The following is an 18829-nucleotide window of genomic DNA, read 5'->3' as shown; positions in this document are numbered from 1 at the left end:
CTCAATGGAATAGAGAGGAAGTTGATTGTGAAAAGAACGGTGAGCTGCCTATTGTCGATTTTTATATGTTTAAATTTATTCTCATATCCAGCAAGTGCGGATCGTATTTCTGCTACCGGAGAATACACGCTATATCCATTGCCACAAAAAGTAACTTATACGGATACCCGTTTTACAATTACGGATGAGGTGAATCTGGTCCTAGACGGCCGAGTGGATGCCGCAACACAGGATTTTCTGGCGATGATCCTTGACTCCAAAGCAATTACCTATTCAGAATCAGGGGCCATTGCTACAGGTAAAACAAATATTCTACTCGGTATTAAAGGTTCTGGTGAACAGGTTGATACCTATTTCTCCGAGAAAGTCGAATATGATGCTTCCATTTTCAGTGGTAAGGAAGATCCGTATGTGTTAGTAGCAGACAAAGGATTAGAACCGAAAGGAATCATTGCAATACTTGGGGACGATTCAGATGCGGTGTATTACGGACTAGCCACACTTAACATGATTTTTGAACAAACCGCGGGGCAAGAACTACGTTCCTTGAAAGTTGAAGATTTTTCAGATTCAAAATGGCGAGGATTTATCGAAGGATTTTACGGTTTTCCATGGTCACATGAAGATCGAATTAGTCTTATGCGCTTTGGCGGAAAGCTCAAGATGAATTCCTATATATTTGCACCGAAAGATGATAAATACCATAATTCTGCTTGGCGGACGCTATATCCACCAGATGAGTTAGCCAAGGTCAAGGAACTGGTCGATGTGGGTCATGAAACAAAAACGCAGTTTGTGTGGGCTATCCATCCAGGCTTTAGCATGATTAATTGGAACAATTATGAGGCTGAGCTTCAGACTCTGTTAGCCAAGTTGGAACAGTTATACGGTGCTGGCGTAAGGCAATTTGGTTTATTTCTGGATGACATTAGTACAGCACAGTCACTTACAGATAAAGATAGACATGTCAAGCTGGTCACCGATGTTGCGAATTGGGTAGCCTCCAAGGGAGATGTGAAATCTCTAGTTTACTGTCCGCCTTTCTATAATCAAGCATGGACTGGAACAAGTGGTAAGCCTTATCTACAAGCTTTAAGAAATGTCCCAGACAATGTCGAGATCATGTGGACCGGTAAAGATGTTATCGGTGGTGTAAACACGACGGATAATCAGTGGGTTAAGAATGAGATTGGGAGAGATCCATATATTTGGTTCAATTATCCGGTGAACGGTTACATGAAAAATCGTCTTCTCCTCGGGGAAGTTCCTATGCTTGATAGAGGTACACACAATTTTTCTGGGATTGTATCTAACCCTCTAGAGCAGGCTGAACTCTCTAAGGTAGCTTTGTTCGGTGTTGCTGATTTTACTTGGAACGTTGATGATTTTGATGCGGCAGACAGCTGGCAGAATTCCTTCCAATTTATCGAACCGGAAGCAGCTGAAGAGTATAAGACCATTGCCTATCATATGAGCGACCCATCACCTAACGGACGGGGCGTCGTATTTGATGAATCTGAGAATGTTAAGGAGCAGCTGGGAACATTCTTAGACGCCTACAAAAAGGGAACCTCATTGCAGGAGATTGGAGAAGAGTTAGTTCTTGAATTCGATCACATTCTGAAATCCATTCAAGGGTTCAACTCTAAGATTAAAAATGAAAGTTTGCTGGATGAAATCAAGCCTTGGATTAACAGCTTGAACTATGTCGTTGAAGCTGACAAATATGCTGTTCAAGCTGCTGTGGCATTTAAGCAAGGTGATATGAATGCTGCAGTGGAAGCGTTAGTGAAGGCAACGAATTCTATGGCGGAATCGAAGAAGTTTACAAGAGCTGTAATTAACGATAAACCTCAGACGGTTGAAGCAGGGGCCAAACGCCTTGTTCCTTTTGCTAATGAATTAATTCAGACACTTGATGCTCAAATTTCTAACACTTTAGACCCTAACAATCACTCGACACTTCCGCTTAGTTCTTATGGAGTTCTTCCGAATATCAGCAAAATGGTGGACGGTGACTTAAACACCTTTGTATACATACAGACGAAACAGCAAAATGGCGATTGGTATGGTATTGACTTTGGTAAAACCATTAAGGTAAATGACATCCATATCATTCAAGGTAGAACAGATACAGACCATGATATCTTTCAAAGAGGACAGCTAGAATACTCTTTGGATGGAGAGAACTGGACATTGATCGGAGAGGAGAAATCGGGCACCAATATTGCTGAGACACAACTTGATTTGGAAGCCCGGTTTATTCGCTATCGACTTACCCATGCAGGCATTCCTGGAGGGAAGCCAGACTTATGGACTGCGGTTCGGGAGTTTACCGTAAATAAGACAAAGGATAGAGCAGCCGTGTTTACTAACGTGGAATCTTTAAAAAATTCTTCTGTGACAGAAACGGATTTTTCTTCACATCTATCAGAAATTTCAGGAATTACATTAAAGCAGCATGAATATCTGGGTCTTCAACTTCCTAGCTTGCAGAAGATATCGGACGTGAGGCTAGAAGGTTCCAGCAATGAAGTTGTATTGCAGCTTTCCGAGAACGGGATTGAATGGAATATGATATCTCCAGGAAGCGGTACTTATCCCAATGCTGCTTATATCAGACTTATAAATTTGGGAGAAAAGGACATACAATTCGATCTAACAAAGTTGCAGATCAGTTATCAAAAATTTACTGAGCCTGTAGTTAGCCATAATTATGAAGGGGTTTATCAAGGCAATCTAGCCGCAATTTTTGACGGTAAGATTGACGGCAAGGTCTGGTTTAACGGACGACAAACACCTGGACGATTCGTACAGGTGGATATGGGTGGTGTTATTCCTGTACAAAATGCAGGAGTTGTAATTAACGACGGAGAGGGGGACTACTTCCGCCAGGGAGAGCTACAAATATCTCTCGACGGTGTTAAATGGGAAACGATCCATACCTTTAACAATCCCAAAGATATCAGTAAAAACTTCCCTCAGCACGTGGCTCCATACCGTTATTTAAGAGTTGAAGTGGACAATAAGCCTGCACGATATATCCGTTTATATACAACTGTAGATAACGCAGGCTGGCTTGCACTGAATGAAATTCTTGTCAATGAAGGGATTGAGAAGCCGGGAATGGATAACCCAGCGATCCAAGCTGTCCCACAAGGCAAAGCTGGGAATGAAGCTCAGGCAGCCATTGATGGAAAAATTGCAACTTTTTATACAACCGAGGGGAATTCAACTTCAGGCTATTTGAACTATAAAATGTCACGTCATACGCGGCTTGATCAGATTCGTATTCTTCAAAGCCCATCCTCCATATCGAATGCTAAAGTTCAAGTGCGAGACCTTGAAGGCTGGCACGAAGCTGGTGTATTAAACCAGACTTATAACATGATTAATACGTCGTCTTTCGAACATGTATTGGAGGTGAAGCTAGAATGGGCTAGTGGGATAATACCAATGATTCACGAAATCATATTGGTTCCAGGTGAAGGTACGACTCCGCCGGAAGACCCGAAATTATCGACGGAACTAAAAGGACCCATCACCGTTAATGGTGGTGAACCATTTAGCATTCAATATGGGGTGAAAAATGTAGTTGATTCAATTTACGCACAAGATGTGAGCATAACTTATGATCATTCCTTAATGGAACTGAAATCGGTTAGCTCTACTGTAGAAGGCATTAATGTAATTGATACAATCCAGAGCTCTCCTGGTCAAGTACGGTTAATCGTTGTAAGTGAAGGACCGGATTATGCGATCAAACAAGATAAGATGCTCCTGAATCTAGACTTTATCGCGAAGGCAGTGACAGAGACAGCGACCACAAATATAACCGTAACAAAGGCGGTGATGGGGGACGACGAGGGAACTGAAACGGAAGCTGCCACTTCAAGTATTCAGGTCAAGATCAATGGAGACGAACATCCGCCGGTTCATTCGGGAGACTTGAATGGAGACGGTAAAGTTACCATTGGTGACTTAGCGATTGCAGCAGCGCACTATGGCAAGGATCAGAATAGTCTTGATTGGCAAACTGCAAAACGCGCGGATATAAACGATGACGGTAGAATCGATATTATGGATCTTGCAGCTATCGCAGCAAAAATTATGCAATAGATTAAGTCAGGCTCATGCCATATTCAGCAATGATATAGCAACTCTTTTTGGCAAGGACTTCATTACATGAAGATAGAATAAGGAGGGTTTCACATGGGAAAATCTGTAGGCTGGATTAAGCGTGGTTACTTGAGTTTAATTTGTACAGCTTTGCTCTTCACAACGTTTTGTTTCTTTGAATCTGAGCCCCAGACAGCGAATGCTTCTCACAAACCCAATGATACGATTGGTTTAACACCACCGATGGGATATAGCACTTGGAATGCGGTGCGGTTCAATGTTAGTGACGAGCTTATCCGAGATGTGGCTGACAGTATGGTTAGAACAGGACTTAAGGACCTTGGATACGAGTACATTAATATTGATGATGGCTGGCAGGGTGGTAGGGACGCTAACGGAAACATTTACGCAGACAAAACAAAATTCCCACATGGAATGAAGGCGCTTGCCGATTACGTCCACAGCAAAGGTTTGAAAATTGGAATTTATACCGATCTTGGCAGAATTGGATGTGGCGGTAATATGGGAAGCTATGGATACTATCAGCAGGATGTGAATCTGTTTGCGGAATGGGGTTATGATTATATCAAGGTGGACGCCTGTGGCGCGGATTCCATGGGGCTTGATTTTAAAACCCATTATGAACAGTTCGGTAATGCACTAAAGAATGCAAATCCTAAACGCGATATTTTATTTAATATTTGTGAGTGGGGGAAACAGCAGCCTTGGAAATGGGCACCGGCAATCGGCCATACATGGAGAGTGGGATACGATATCGATAACCAAGGAGATTACTGGAAAGGTGTTCTTTATGAGATCGATAAGGTAACTCCGCATGCTGATGTAGCTGGACCCGGGCATTTTAACGATCCAGACAGTCTTGAAGTAGGGGTTATAGCCGATAAATACCCAGGTCAACAAAGCTTGAATTACGAAGAGTCTGTATCTAATTTCAGTATGTGGTCAGTACTTTCATCCCCTCTTATGCTAGGTCTGGATGTGACAACGCTTGATGATCCTACATCGTACAGCAGCAAGTTTGCCGATATTATTAAAAATGCTGAGGTCATTGCTGTTAATCAGGACCCTGCTGGTATTCAGGGGGAGCTAGTTGATGAATCCATACCAGACCTGCAGGTTTATTCAAAACCACTAGGAAGTAAGAATAGCGGCGAAAGAGCTGTAGTACTACTTAACCGCTCCAATGCTCCAGCCAAGATGACGGTCACTTCTGATATGATTGGGCTGAAGGATAAGTTTACTGTGCGAGATCTATGGAAAAAGAAAAATATGGGTACACGACTTTCAAATTATTCAGATATGGTTCCTGCACATGGTAGCGTCATGCTGAAAATTTCTGGTGTTTATAATCCAAATCCGGCGGAACCTTCACCGCCAGTTGTATATGAAGCGGAAGGCGGCACACTCAGCGGTAAGGCGAATTTCCGTTCCGTTACTGAAGCATCAGGAGGTCGAGTTGTAGGCAATGTTGGTGATGGGCCAGAAAATGCCTTGCAGTTTAGCAACATTACTGTGCCTGAGAGTGGAATATACCGATTAAACATTTACTATGTCAGCGGGGATGCAAACAGGGATGCAGATCTCACGGTAAATGGAAACCTGAGCTCGAAACTTTCTTTTCCTTCTTCAGGTGGTTGGAGTAGTGTACGGGCACGAAATGTGAACATCGAATTGAACAAAGGCGTTAACACAATCAAATTAAGCAACCCGGGTAAAAATGCTTATGCACCCGATTTTGATAAAATCGAAATATCCGCAAAACCCATTGTACCTCCTGAGGAAACGAAGGGAGTAACGACATATCTGACAGGACCAGATAAAGTGGCTGAAGGGGATAAATTTGAGATTGAACTTGGTATAAGCAATACAATCGGACACAGTTATGCGCAAGATATTATGGTGAAGTATGATACTGCGATTATGGATTTTCTTTCTGGGAGATCACTTATTGATGGCATACAGCTGATTGAAGTACAGGAAAAGACTCCTGGCGTAGTTCGATTGATCATGGCAAGTGCAGGTGAGGGGCATGCCATCACCGGTGATGCACAACTAGTTGAACTGAGCTTTACAGCAGCTTCCGTTAAGGATTCCGCCTCAGGTCAAATCTCCGTGGAGAATGCAACACTCGGAGATGAGAACGGGGACGAAGTGGAGGGAGCGGTTTCGTCGAAACTCATTGAGGTGTCGGGAAGAGGCTCTGAACAGACAGTTGATGTGAACGGTGATGGTAAAGTGAGCATCGGGGATCTCGGCATTGTAGCTGCTCATTATGGTAAAAATACGAGCAGTCCAGACTGGCAACAGGCTAAGCGTGCCGATGTCAACGGCGACGGTAAGATTGATATTGCAGACCTTGCCGCTGTAGCGAAAAAAATAACAGAGTAACGGTTGGTAAGTAATAACGATTTATTTAAAAAGGCAGCTCAAGATCTGATCTTGGGCTGCCTTTTTTGCTGTCTAGCGATTTCATATCAGCTATAAATATAAGATAGTAGAAAATATATCGAAAATGAGGCAGGGAATCAATCCGCTGAGAGAGAAGGTTCATGTAATGAGTCACAGCATAAAAGTGAATGAATCGGATGAAGCAACTTACCTGTGGGCTCGGAATTGACATCAGAGAGGATGATATCATTGAACAGTCAAGAGAACAGAACTTTAAATGGTGCTGTTGGGACGACAGACATGCATTATGTCGTCAAGAATTTATTTGATGACTATAAGAGAGTGGATTACAACGAAACCATTCATTTGAAAGAAACAACATGGAAAGGTAGTGCCTGGAAGGGAGATCGTGCAAGTTCTCAACTGGTGTTATGGACTACGAATAAAGATTTGGAACAAGTTACTTTATCCATGGGTGATTTGGTTGCAGACAGCAGCAATCGTATAGAATCTTCCCAAATTAACGTTCATTTTATAAGTAAGACGAAGGCTGCTAGAGGAAATCCGTCACTGGGTAATCCGCAGGAAGATATTCCAGATATACTAGGTTCTGCGGAATCTGTAAATATGGACGCCTTTAATGTACAGCCGATTTGGGTATCCATCGATGTTCCAAAAGACGCTGCAGCCGGAGTGTATAAAGGTCAACTAATTGCATCTTCGGCTTCAAGTGAAAGCGTTATCTTCAATCTTGAACTAGAAGTACTTGATCTAACGCTGCCAGAAGTAAAGGACTGGTCTTTTGCACTGGATCTGTGGCAGAATCCCTATGCAGTTGCTAGGGTGAATGACATTCCGGAAGATCAGTTATGGACGAAGGCACATTTTGATGCCATGAAACCGCATTATGAGATGCTGGCAGCAGCCGGTCAGAAAGTGATCACGACGACCGTAACGTATGATCCTTGGAATTCACAAACCTATGATCCGTATGACACGATGGTGAAATGGACGAAGAAAAAGAACGGTCAATTTGAATTTGATTTTGATATCTTTGATCAGTGGGTTCAGTTTATGTTGGATTTAGGCATCAATAAACAGATTGATGCTTACAGTATGGTGTCATGGGCGAGTAAGATCAAATATTATGATGAGGCAGAGGCTCGTGATATTATCGAAATCGTGCCGGTGCATGATCCTAAATGGGATGAGATGTGGCGGGCTTTCCTTGAAGCATTCGTGCCTCATCTTGAGGAAAAAGGATGGCTGGATATTACGACGATGGCGAACGATGAACGTGCCTTAGATGATATGATCAAGGCAGCAGATTTAATTGACGAGGTATCCGGTGGAAGACTGAAAATATCGGCTGCTATGGACTATAATAATCTGAACGATGCTAGACTGGATCGCATTTACAATATATCGATTGGTTCGATCTACATCGAGCACGACAGCAAACAGTTAGCGAGTATAGCGGAGCATCGAAGATCGCTTGGACTTATGACAACGATCTATAATTGTGTGGGCCATTACCCGAACAGTTTCACACGCTCGGTGCCAGCCGAATCGGTATGGATTTCGTGGTATGCACTTCGGCACCAAGTGGATGGCTATCTTCGGTGGGCTTTTGATTCGTTTGTAGAAAATCCATTTGAAACGACGGACTTTAAAACTTGGGAGTCTGGTGATTCAGCGATGGTGTATCCTGGTCTCATCAGTTCTGTTCGATTCGAACGCATGAAGGAAGGAATACGTGATGCAGTTAAGGTAAGCTATATCGCAGGAAAAGATCAAGCGCTAGGAAAAGACCTTGATGCAGCTATTTGGAATATGCCAGCGATCGGAGATCTCGAACGTGATCCATATAACGGGGTGAAAGATCCTGGCAGAATCGATATCGCACAAGAAATTGATCGTTTGAAGGCTGTTTTGGATAAGACCTCGAGACAATTGATTGCCGAAATGAAGGTTCAGCAAGAATAAATGTTAGAGTAATTGAATGGAGAACAGTGTTGGAAGTTGCTTATGGCATCGGCTAACACTGTTTTTTTGTTCTCTAAAAATGAAGTTTACTTTACTGTGGTAAATCAATTTCAAAACGTTAAGTTTTTATTCAGTTTTAATTCAGAACGATTTAATGTAACTCTGTTAAGTTAGTTTACATTACTTATGGCGGATCGTTACTCCCGTCAAAGTATACATATTATCTAGTCGATTTTTATGACTGGAGAAAGAAAAGGAGAAATGGCTATGGGAAATTGTTTTCGCTGGCGAAGTATGTTGTCGCTAACACTATCCGTGGCATTGCTTGCGGTTCTTTGGGTAAACCCAGCAAATGCTGCAGAAAAAACTGTAGATGAAAAAGATGTGGTAAATATCGTCCTCAGCGACGCTGGGGTCACTGTAGATGGTAAGGCTGCATCCAAGGATCCGGAAGCTGCTGTTAATGTCGGTGGAGAGATTATTTATTATCATGATCAGGATTCGTATGAGAGTGGAAATCCCTACGGGGAGGGAACGGATGATGATAAGCATTCCGAAGAGGAAGCAGCACTTCATACTGCTGTAAAGATTACTAAAGAGGGGACTTACCGAATTTCCGGTAAATTGTCGTACGGTCAAATTTCGGTAGACCTCGGCAAAGATCGCCGGACAGACCCTACGGCTGTTGTAACTTTGATTCTCGATAATGTAGATATCAATTGCACGATTGCTCCAGCTGTCATCTTCTATAATGTATATGAGTCTGACCAGGCTTGGACTGCTTATGATAACGGTGAGACAGACAAATATACCCCTTCTGCTACTCAGGATACAAAGGATGCGGGTGCGAATGTAATACTGGCTGATTGCTCTGTCAACAATATTAGCGGTTCTCATGTAGCTCGCATTTACAAAGATAATGATCAGAAAAAGAAGAAATATAAATATGACGGTGCATTCTACTCCGTTCAGTCAATGAATGTAAATGGGGAGAAGCTGGGTACTGGTGTATTAAACTTAGTGGCTGACAAGGAAGGTATGGATACAGAAATGCACCTTACCATCAATGGAGGTAAAATCAATATTCAGTCACAGGATGATGGAATTAACACGAATGAAGACGGGGTTTCGGTTACTACGATTAATGGCGGAAATCTGCATGTGGTAGCAGGCTTGGGGTCTGAGGGTGACGGAATTGATTCAAATGGATACTTAGTCATTAACGGTGGCGTTGTTATCTCTTTAGCTAAACCTGTGTCTGACTCTGGTCTAGATTCTGACAGTGGTAGCTTTATTAACGGTGGTTATGTAGTAGCGACTGGTTCCACAATGGATTGGGCTGAAAGTGAATCTGAACAAGTAACAATGAATCTTCAGTTTGCTTCTTCTCAAAATGCGGATGAAGCGATCATTGTTACTGACTTAACAGGCAAGGTCGTATTTGCATATGATCCTGAAAAAGACGAGTCCTCAGGTGACAACTACCGTGGCTACCGGGGTGCTGTAATCAGTAGCCCAGAGTTTAAGGTAGATCAGTCGTACAACATTTATGTGGGCGGCGATGTGAATGGTGAAGAAGTAGATGGTCTTTATGATGTTTCTACAGTCACGAGCTTCTCTGATGAGGCGACTATGCAGCAGTATACAGGTACGGTTGTAGGCATGGGAGGTCCAGGAGGTGAAAGACCTGAGTTCCCTGATGGCGAAAGACCCGAACTACCTGATGGGGAAAGACCTGGACTCCCTGGTGGTGAATTACCTGATGGAGAAAGGCCAGAATTCCCTGATGATGGTCAAAGACCAGAATTTCCACCTAATGGTGAGATGCCAGGAACAGATGATGAGAACTCTTCTAAGAAAGCGTCCACTGTATTTAACATGACCGATAAAGTCAATGCTTTCTCTGGTGTTTCTGATTTTAAAGCTAGCTCTACCTTTACTGATGTTGTGGCAGATGCATGGTATACCAACGATATCACGAAAGTCGTTAGTAAAGGTTGGATGAAGGGGCTATCAAGTACTAGCTTTGGTCCTAATAAGAACCTGACTCGTGGAATGATGGCGACGATCTTGTATCGAATGGCCGGTTCACCTAAAGTTACAGGAGACACTGCCTTCCCTGATGTGTCTAGTGATAAGTATTATGCTAAGGCTGTAACTTGGGCTGCTGAGCAGGGACTTGTAGTTGGATTCAAGGATGGTACATTCCGACCTGATGATCATATGACCCGTGGTATGATGGTTAGTGTTCTATACCGTATGGCGGGTTCGCCTGATACTTCAAAAGATACAGGCTTCTCAGATGTATCCAGTACGAAGTATTATGCTGCAGCTACGGCTTGGGCTGTTAAGCAAGGAATTGTGAAAGGTTATCCGGATGGTACCTTCAAACCGGACACGAACATCACAAGAGCTCAAACAGCGGCTATTCTAAATCGTAATACAGCAAACTAATTAAAGAAGGAAATAATATTGCAGGGCGAGGGAGCGATTGGCTTTCCTCGCCTTTTTCTATACCACCAATTTCACCTATCAAGGTGCATTTGGTGGTTTTTAATATTTCGCGAATTTGTATATAAGAATTTTAATAGTACAAAAAGTATCAACTTTACATCAAAAGAGATCATTTGGTTGCGTTTTCACAAGCTATATAATGAAAATGTCTTAAAATTCCATCAGTCAGAATAGTGAATTCAAAATGCATAAAGAAATCAAGCAAGATTATTAGAGGGGGATAGCTAATGAAAAGCAAAAAAGGTAAAAAGAAAGCGGCTTTAAGTCTAGTAATGATGTCCATCGTATTATCTCTGGCTGGATGCGGAGGAGCAAAAACGGCTGAGACACCGACAACACCTGAGAAGACACAAACTTCACAGACTGAAACACCAAAAACAGACGATACGAAGGCAGAAGATCCAAAAGTAGCAGGTGATCTTGAAATCCAGTACTTTGTCGGTGGTTATGGCGATGGGTGGTGGAAGGAAGTCATCGGTGAATTTAAGAAGAAGTATCCAGATGTCAACATTAAAGAATCTGCAGGTTCTCAGATCAATGAGCAAATGAAACCACGCTGGATTCAAGGTAATCCACCTGATGTTGTATACATCGATGGAGCTGGATCTAACGAAACACAAATGGTGCTTGACGATCAGTTGATGGATATTACAGATTGGGTGAAAGATGCGAAGAATGTGGACGGCGAACCGCTGACAAGCAATCTGATCGCTCCTCCACAAGACTATGAGGGTAAGAATTACACAATTCCACTCGTATTTGGATCTTGGGGAACATTTTACGATGAATCACTCTTTACTGAAAAAGGATGGGAAGTTCCTAAAGATTGGGATAGCTTCCTAGCTACTAGTGAGAAGATTAAAGCTGATGGTGTATACCCTTACATCCATACAGGTAAATACCCGTACTACATTGTAGGTGGACTCCTGAATACAGGTTTTGTATCTGAGAATGGGGATAATCCACAAATCTTAAAAGATCAAGAAGCGGCTAAAGAAGGATCTTTCAAAAATGATGCTGTAGCGAACACCTTGAAAAAGGTCGTTGATATGAGAGAAAAAGGTTATTTCGATAACGCTTCGTTCGGTATGAATCATACGGATTCCCAAATGCTGTTCTTGCAGCATAAAGATGCAATGATTCCTAACGGCTTGTGGCTTGAGAATGAAATGAAAAAAGATGTACCAGAAGGCTTTAAATTCGGATTTATTCCTTCCGTTATGCAAAAACCAGGCGGTAAATTTGTTGCTATTCCTTACACTAGTAACATCGCTATTGCGAAAAAAGCTAAAAACCCAGATGCAGCAAAAGCATTTATCGAGTTTATCTTTACGAAACAAACTGCAGTACGCTGGGCTGAGCTGACAGGCGCTTTGATGAACGTTAAAGCAGATCTGGAATCTTCAGGCGCAAGTGATGTTGTAAAAACAGCAATGAAATATTTTAACGGCAGCGACACCATTGTTGCTCCAGTATTTAAATTGAGCGCGGATCTTGAGCAGGCAGAGAACGATGCAACCATCGCATTGCTGCAAGGTTCCATTACACCAGAAGAATGGATGGACCGTATGGAGAAGGCAGCAGCCAAAGTCCGTAAGTAGGTTCAATACTCTTCTTTCCAAACAATCAGAGGACATACGTGTTCCTCTGATTGTTCTTTCAAATCAAAGGGGAGGATGCTTACGCCCATGAAGAACAATAAATGGTTGAAACGTAATTTGTTTATTGCAAGTTTCTTGTTGCCTACGTTTGCTGTCTTTTGTCTATTTACGATCTATCCGCTGTTTCGAGGCTTGTACTTAAGTTTCTTTGATTGGTCAGGCGGTTCTGAGTCGATGAATTTTATCGGTATTGATAATTATAGACAATTATTCTCCGATGAGATTATACCTAAGGCCATCTCGAATGATTATTTCTTGATTTTTTGGAAGGTCATCTTAATTATGCTACTTGCGACTTTCTTCGCCGTATCCTTGACACGTCTAAAATTGAAAGAATACGGATTCTACAGGGTAGTGTTCTTCTTTCCGAACATCATATCCGTAGCTGTTATCGGTGTGTTGTGGAGTTTCATTTATAATCCTCGTCTTGGATTCCTGAATGCCTTCATCTCGTTATTTACAGGAGAACCTGTAGAAACGAACTGGCTTGGTGATTCGAGTCTTGCCATGTGGTCACTTCTCCCTCCAAGCGTTTGGGCCGGTATCGGATTTTATATGCTGCTCATCATCGCTTCGATCCTAGGTATTCCGTCTTCACTTTACGAAGCTGCTAGTATCGATGGTGCGGGACAATGGAAGCAATTCACTCGTATTACACTACCTCTAATCTGGGAGCAATTCAAAACCTCGATCATACATATCGTAATCACAACACTAAATGGTTCCTTTATCATCGTGAAGTTGATGACGGATGGTGGCCCAGATAATCAAACACAAGTTCTTGGTTATTACTTGTATCAAATGGGCTTTAAGCAGTTCCATTTAAGCTACGGAGCAACCATCGGCGTATTGATATTGCTTCTATCTTTAATTACAACTTTAATTTTGCAACGTATTCTTCACCGGGAGTCCATTGAAATGTAAGGAGGTATATTTGTTGAACGATCATTCGACCACAAAACCACTGCTGATCCTATCCAAAATTGCAGTTCGATTTTTCCTCATCTTGTGGAGTTTGGTTGTCCTATATCCAGTTCTTTGGACATTCCTGACTTCTTTAAAGGATAACCAGCAGGTCATGCTCGGAAAACCGTGGGATTTTCCTTCCGTTTTTCGGTTTGAGAATTATGCAAACGTATGGAGTAGAGCGAATTTTGGCGATTATTTTTTTAACTCCATTATAGTAACTGTATCCAGTACACTGTTATCGCTCATCATGGCTGCAACGACAGCATACATACTAGCTCGATTTACATTTAAGGCGAGAGGACTATTCTATTTTGTATACGTTGCTTCGATGATGATTCCAACAACGCTTGGACTAATACCGTTGTTCTTTCTTCTCGGAGATATGAATTTGTCCAACTCCTTATTCGGGCTTACCCTTGTTTATTCTGTCGGAACGATAGGGATTCTCCCATTTGGTATTTTCTTTCTGGTGGGATTCTTCAAAACCCTTCCTCGTGAGCTTGAAGAAGCCGCAACCATTGATGGCTCTACACTATACGGCGTTTTCTTCAAGATCATGCTGCCGTTATCAAAGCCTGGTTTAATCACTGTTGGTATCATGAATGCTCTAACCGTGTGGAATGAGTACATTATGGCTACGGTCCTAATCAACGATCCCATGAAATACACCATTCCAGTAGGGATCGCAATTATGCAAGGAGAAATGCAGTACAGAACCGAGTGGGGACCACTATTTGCAGGTCTTTCGATTTCTATGATACCTGTCATCGTGATGTACGTGTTGTACCAACGTCAAATTACTGGTGGGTTAACTGCGGGTGCGTTAAAGGGATAGAGGCTGTTAAACTTGTTTCTATTTAATTTATCGGAGGTGTTAAGTACATGCCAAAGAAGATTTTCAGTGCCTTCATCTCGCTTATGATGGTGGCCGGTTTGTTCTCTGGTTTCGCAGGTGCAGCGGATATTTCGAGTGACCTCCCACAAAAAAATGCTAAAGTAGCGGCATCCTATGAAATCTACCCATTGCCACAGAAACAAACGGAGCAAGAAACATCATTTACGATCACGCCAAATGTAAACGTTGTTATTGAAGATTCGATTGACCAGTCAACACGTCAGTTTCTTCGTAAAATACTGGGCTCCAAGTCATTACAACTATCAGAGTCAGGAGCAGTTGAAGCAGGAAAGACGAATGTCATTATAGGTACCCGTAATTCTAAAGGCTATGTAGACAATTACTTTACACAGAATATTCTGTATGAACAATCGAACTTCACACAACAAGACACTTATGTTCTAAGTGTGAGTAGTGAGCAACAGGAGAAAGGTGTCATTGCGGTATTAGGTAAAGATACCGATGCTGCTTATTATGGTCTGGCTTCATTGAAGATGATCTTTGATCAAATGCCAGATAAGCAGATTCGTCATCTGAAAATCGAAGATTTTGCGGATACAGGTTCTCGTGGATTCATTGAAGGGTTTTATGGATTCCCATGGTCTCATGAAGATCGAATAAGTTTGATGCGTTTCGGTGGAGAACTGAAGATGAACTCTTACATTTTTGCGCCGAAGGATGATAAGTATCATAACTCAGCATGGAGAACACCTTATCCTGCAGCTGAGCTTGCAAAGATTAAAGAGTTGGTGGATGTAGGTCATGAATCTAAGACTCAGTTCGTATGGGCGATCCATCCTGGATTTAGTATGATTAACTGGAATAATTACGATGCTGAACTCCAAACTTTACTTGCAAAGCTTGAGCAATTATACGGAGTTGGTGTACGCCAATTTGGATTGTTCATGGACGACATCAGTACTTCGCAATCCTTAGTTGATAAAGACAAACATGTGAAACTTATTACGGATGTTGCAAACTGGGTTAAATCCAAGAAAGATGTTAAGCCTTTAATTTATTGTCCTCCGTATTACAACAAAAGCTGGACTGGAGCGGGTGGCAGACCTTATCTTGAGGCTTTAAGAAATGTACCAGAGAATGTTGATATTATGTGGACCGGTAATAGTGTTGTTGCACCGGTAAATGCTGCTGATATGCAATGGCCAAAAGATGCACACGGAAGAGATCCGTACATGTGGTTAAATTGGCCGGTGAATGATTATAAAGATGCAAGACTTATGCTCGGTAAAGGAGAAATATTGATTCCGGGTACGCATAATATTTCTGGACTTGTATCTAATCCGATGGGTCATGCAGAACTATCCAAAATTGGTTTGTTTGCTGTAGCAGATTACAGCTGGAATGTAGACGAATTTAATCAAGATCAGAGCTGGCTTGATTCCTTCAAATACGTTGCACCTGAAGTGGCTTCAGAACTGAACACAATTGCTTACCATATGAGTGACCCTTCACCTAGCGGTCATGGGCTCGTCGTAGGTGAATCTGAGAATATCAAGGCTGATCTTGAGCAGTTTTTAAGTAAGTATTCCAGTGGTCAGTCCGTGAAAGCGAATGGGGATACCTTGATTCAAGAATTTGATCTTATATTAAATGCAATCGAATCATTTAAAGGGAAGAGTAACAACAACGCGATGCTAGAGGAAATTAATCCGTGGCTGAATAGCTTGCAAAATGTTGTGCTTGCCGATAAATCAGCAGTACTCTCTGCCATGGCTATTCAAGAAGGGAATACGGATAAGGCCTGGGAAGAGCTGGCTAAAGCGACAAGTGCCTTAAACGTATCTAAATCGTTTAAAATCAAGAAATTAAATTACCCAGATGTGACCGTAGAAGCAGGTGCAAAGCGGCTTGTTCCTTTCGCTGAGCAACTGATTAACAAACTGGATGCTCAGATTTATACTTCTATGGATCCAGAGTATGTTAAGCCGATAGCTATTAGCTCTTATGGATCACCTACAGGACTCAACCTGATGGTAGATGGCGATTTATCAACGAATGTATATATTCAAACCCTTCAGAAGAATGGGGATTGGTATGGTGTTGATTTTGGCAAGACCATTAAAGTGGAGAATGTATTAATTACACAAGGTAGAAATGATGCAGATCATGATATTTTCCAAAAAGGGATTCTTGAGTATTCCGTGGACGGTCAAGAATGGACTGCGATCGGAGAAGAGCGTTCTGGATTTAAAATCTCGGCTGCAGGTCTTAATGTAGATGCGCGTATGGTCCGATATCGTTTGACTCATGCGGGTGTACCGGGTGGTAAGCCTGATTTATGGACAGCGGTGCGAGAGTTCTCTGTGAATGCAGATAAAAACAAGGTGTCTGTATATACGGATGTGCCGGAGCTAAAGGATACAACCGTTACGGTTACGGACAATTCTGCTCAGCTCACGAATCTAACGGGAATTACATTGAAGCCATCTCAGTACGTTGGGATTAACTTAAAAGCGATCGAAGAGATCACTCAAGTGGTGTTAGAATCTTCAAACAGTGAATCCGTGCTTGAGTCATCCAAAAATGGTGTTGAATGGGAACAAGTAAATGCGGGGAATGGTCCGTTTACGAGTGCTGCTTATTTCCGAGTTGTTAACAAAGGGAATACAGATATCACCTTGGATCTCACACAGTTATTGATCAAATTAAATAAGTTCTCAGCTCCAGTCATTTCTCATAACTATGGAAGCATATATCAAGGTTCAATCAATAATGTATATAACGCTTCCCTGGAGAACAAGGTCTGGTTTGGTGCGGAACAATCAAAAGGCAAGTATGTTCAGGTGGACATGGGCGGTGTGGTGAATGTCCAGAATGTTGCTGTTGTAATCAATGACGGAGAAGGAGATTATTTCCGTCAAGGAGATCTTCAGCTTTCTTTGGACGGACAGACATGGGAGACAATTCATACTTTTGCTAATCCAGGCGATCGAAGCTTAAATTTCCCAGAGCATGAAGTGCCGTATCGTTACAAGCGGGTTCAAGTTGATGGGGGCAAACAAGCTAGGTATGTAAGATTGATTTCAACTGTCAATCATAATGCATGGCTTGCACTGAATGAGATTTTGATTAATGAAGGAATTGAAAGACCAGGAACATCCAAACCAGCGATTCAGGCGGAGCCTGCAGGAAGCATTGGAAATGAGGCGTCTTTGTCCGTTGACCAAAGATTGTCAACCTTCTATATGCCGGGCGCTGGTAACTCTGGTACGTTAAATTACAAGTTGTCGAAGGATACAAAGGTTAAAGAAGTGATTATTTTACAGAACCCTTCAGATGTTTCAAATGCAGTGGTGTCTGTTCGAGATGCAAACGGATGGCATAACGTTGGGAACTTATCTCGATCCTATAATTCATTTAACACTTCTAAGTATGGCAATGTATTTGAAGTGAAGGTTCAATGGGAGGGGTCAGTAAAACCTAAAATTCACGAAATTATTACTGTTAAAAAGGACGGAAATGGTGAGGTAGATCCTCCAGGCGAGATGACTTCAGTACTCTCTGGTGTCGAAACTGTGGCTGGTGGAACTGATTTCCAGCTGGAGTTTGGCGTGAAGAGTGTAAAAGATTCCGTGTATGCTATGGATATCATGGTTAACTATGATCATGAGCAGTTGGAATTCAAAACAGCGGCCTCTTTGCAAAATGGAATACAGCTTCTTGAGACTGCGAATAGCATCCCAGGAAAACTGAGATTTTTAGTAGTCAGTGAAGGTGCAGATCATGCTGTAACCGGTGATCAGCAGCTGTTATCTTTGGATTTCCGTGCAAAGACAGTAACAGATACGATGGAAAGCACCATCCAGATTGAAAAGGTTATTGTTGCAGATGCTGAAGGTAAGGAAAGCACCACAGCAACTTCTAATCACAAAATCACGATTACCGCAGAAGAACCTGAACCAGGTATTTCTGGCGATGTAAACAAAGACGGCAAGGTTTCGATCGGTGACTTGGCGATTATTGCTGCTAATTATGGCAAAGATACCAACAGTCCAGATTGGGCTCAAGCGAAGCGTGCAGATGTGAACAAAGATGGCGTTATTAATGTAGAAGACTTGGCTCTGGTAGCTCGTAAGATTACGGAGTGAGGTTATCTAAAGTAAATTTCTAAAGAGTTAAAGTTAATGTGACAGAACTCCACTTGGAAGAAGGCAGGCCATTCAAGGGTAGATTCCTTGGGTGGCCTGATTGCTTTTCCTCATGTCGCTTCATTATAGAGGATTATATGTGCTTGTCCCCGAATTACATAGAATAT

8 protein-coding genes are annotated in these 18829 nt (G+C 42.2%); all 8 read left to right on the top strand.

The annotated features are described in order from the left end of the window. The first annotated feature begins 27 nt into the window (after positions 1 to 27). The 8 genes from AC3WJJ_RS08565 (at position 28) to AC3WJJ_RS08530 (ending at position 18662) form a co-directional block, all read left to right on the top strand. A complete protein-coding gene (locus tag AC3WJJ_RS08565; RefSeq protein ID WP_492539752.1) occupies positions 28 to 4119 on the top strand; it encodes a beta-N-acetylglucosaminidase domain-containing protein in 4092 nt (1363 codons plus the stop codon). Positions 4120 to 4212: 93 nt separating this feature from the next. Then, positions 4213 to 6528 carry a dockerin type I domain-containing protein gene (locus tag AC3WJJ_RS08560; RefSeq protein ID WP_492539750.1) on the top strand — a complete coding sequence of 772 codons (2316 nt, stop codon included), beginning with the start codon at positions 4213 to 4215 and terminating at the stop codon, positions 6526 to 6528. A 249-nt stretch (positions 6529 to 6777) separates the two neighbouring features. Continuing rightward, positions 6778 to 8514, top strand: a complete 1737-nt coding sequence (locus AC3WJJ_RS08555; protein WP_492539749.1) for a DUF4091 domain-containing protein — start codon at positions 6778 to 6780, stop codon at positions 8512 to 8514. Positions 8515 to 8781: 267 nt separating this feature from the next. Continuing rightward, positions 8782 to 10968, top strand: coding sequence for an S-layer homology domain-containing protein (locus AC3WJJ_RS08550; protein WP_492539747.1), 2187 nt, complete (start codon positions 8782 to 8784; stop codon positions 10966 to 10968). Between the two features lie 287 nt (positions 10969 to 11255). Next, the gene (locus tag AC3WJJ_RS08545; RefSeq protein ID WP_492539745.1) at positions 11256 to 12629 is read left to right on the top strand and encodes an extracellular solute-binding protein; all 1374 of its coding nucleotides are present in this window, start codon (positions 11256 to 11258) and stop codon (positions 12627 to 12629) included. 87 nt (positions 12630 to 12716) lie between these two features. Beyond that, entirely contained in the window at positions 12717 to 13613 is an 897-nt protein-coding gene (locus tag AC3WJJ_RS08540; RefSeq protein ID WP_492539743.1) for a carbohydrate ABC transporter permease, read from the top strand. Between the two features lie 13 nt (positions 13614 to 13626). After that, the gene (locus AC3WJJ_RS08535; protein ID WP_422657054.1) at positions 13627 to 14493 is read left to right on the top strand and encodes a carbohydrate ABC transporter permease; all 867 of its coding nucleotides are present in this window, start codon (positions 13627 to 13629) and stop codon (positions 14491 to 14493) included. Positions 14494 to 14540: 47 nt separating this feature from the next. Continuing rightward, positions 14541 to 18662, top strand: a complete 4122-nt coding sequence (locus AC3WJJ_RS08530) for a beta-N-acetylglucosaminidase domain-containing protein (protein WP_492539741.1) — start codon at positions 14541 to 14543, stop codon at positions 18660 to 18662. Positions 18663 to 18829: the final 167 nt, after the last annotated feature.

It is taken from the genome of Paenibacillus sp. FW507-14B1B (genome assembly GCF_058781425.1).
This window is presented reverse-complemented; position numbering and strand designations above follow the sequence as displayed.

Excerpts from the sequence above, each read along its gene's own strand:
- AC3WJJ_RS08545 (WP_492539745.1), top strand. The coding sequence starts at position 11,256 with ATGAAAAGCAAAAAAGGTAAAAAGAAAGCGGCTTTAAGTCTAGTAATG.
- AC3WJJ_RS08560 (WP_492539750.1), top strand. The coding sequence starts at position 4,213 with ATGGGAAAATCTGTAGGCTGGATTAAGCGTGGTTACTTGAGTTTAATT.
- AC3WJJ_RS08530 (WP_492539741.1), top strand. The coding sequence starts at position 14,541 with ATGCCAAAGAAGATTTTCAGTGCCTTCATCTCGCTTATGATGGTGGCC.
- AC3WJJ_RS08540 (WP_492539743.1), top strand. The coding sequence starts at position 12,717 with ATGAAGAACAATAAATGGTTGAAACGTAATTTGTTTATTGCAAGTTTC.
- AC3WJJ_RS08550 (WP_492539747.1), top strand. The coding sequence starts at position 8,782 with ATGGGAAATTGTTTTCGCTGGCGAAGTATGTTGTCGCTAACACTATCC.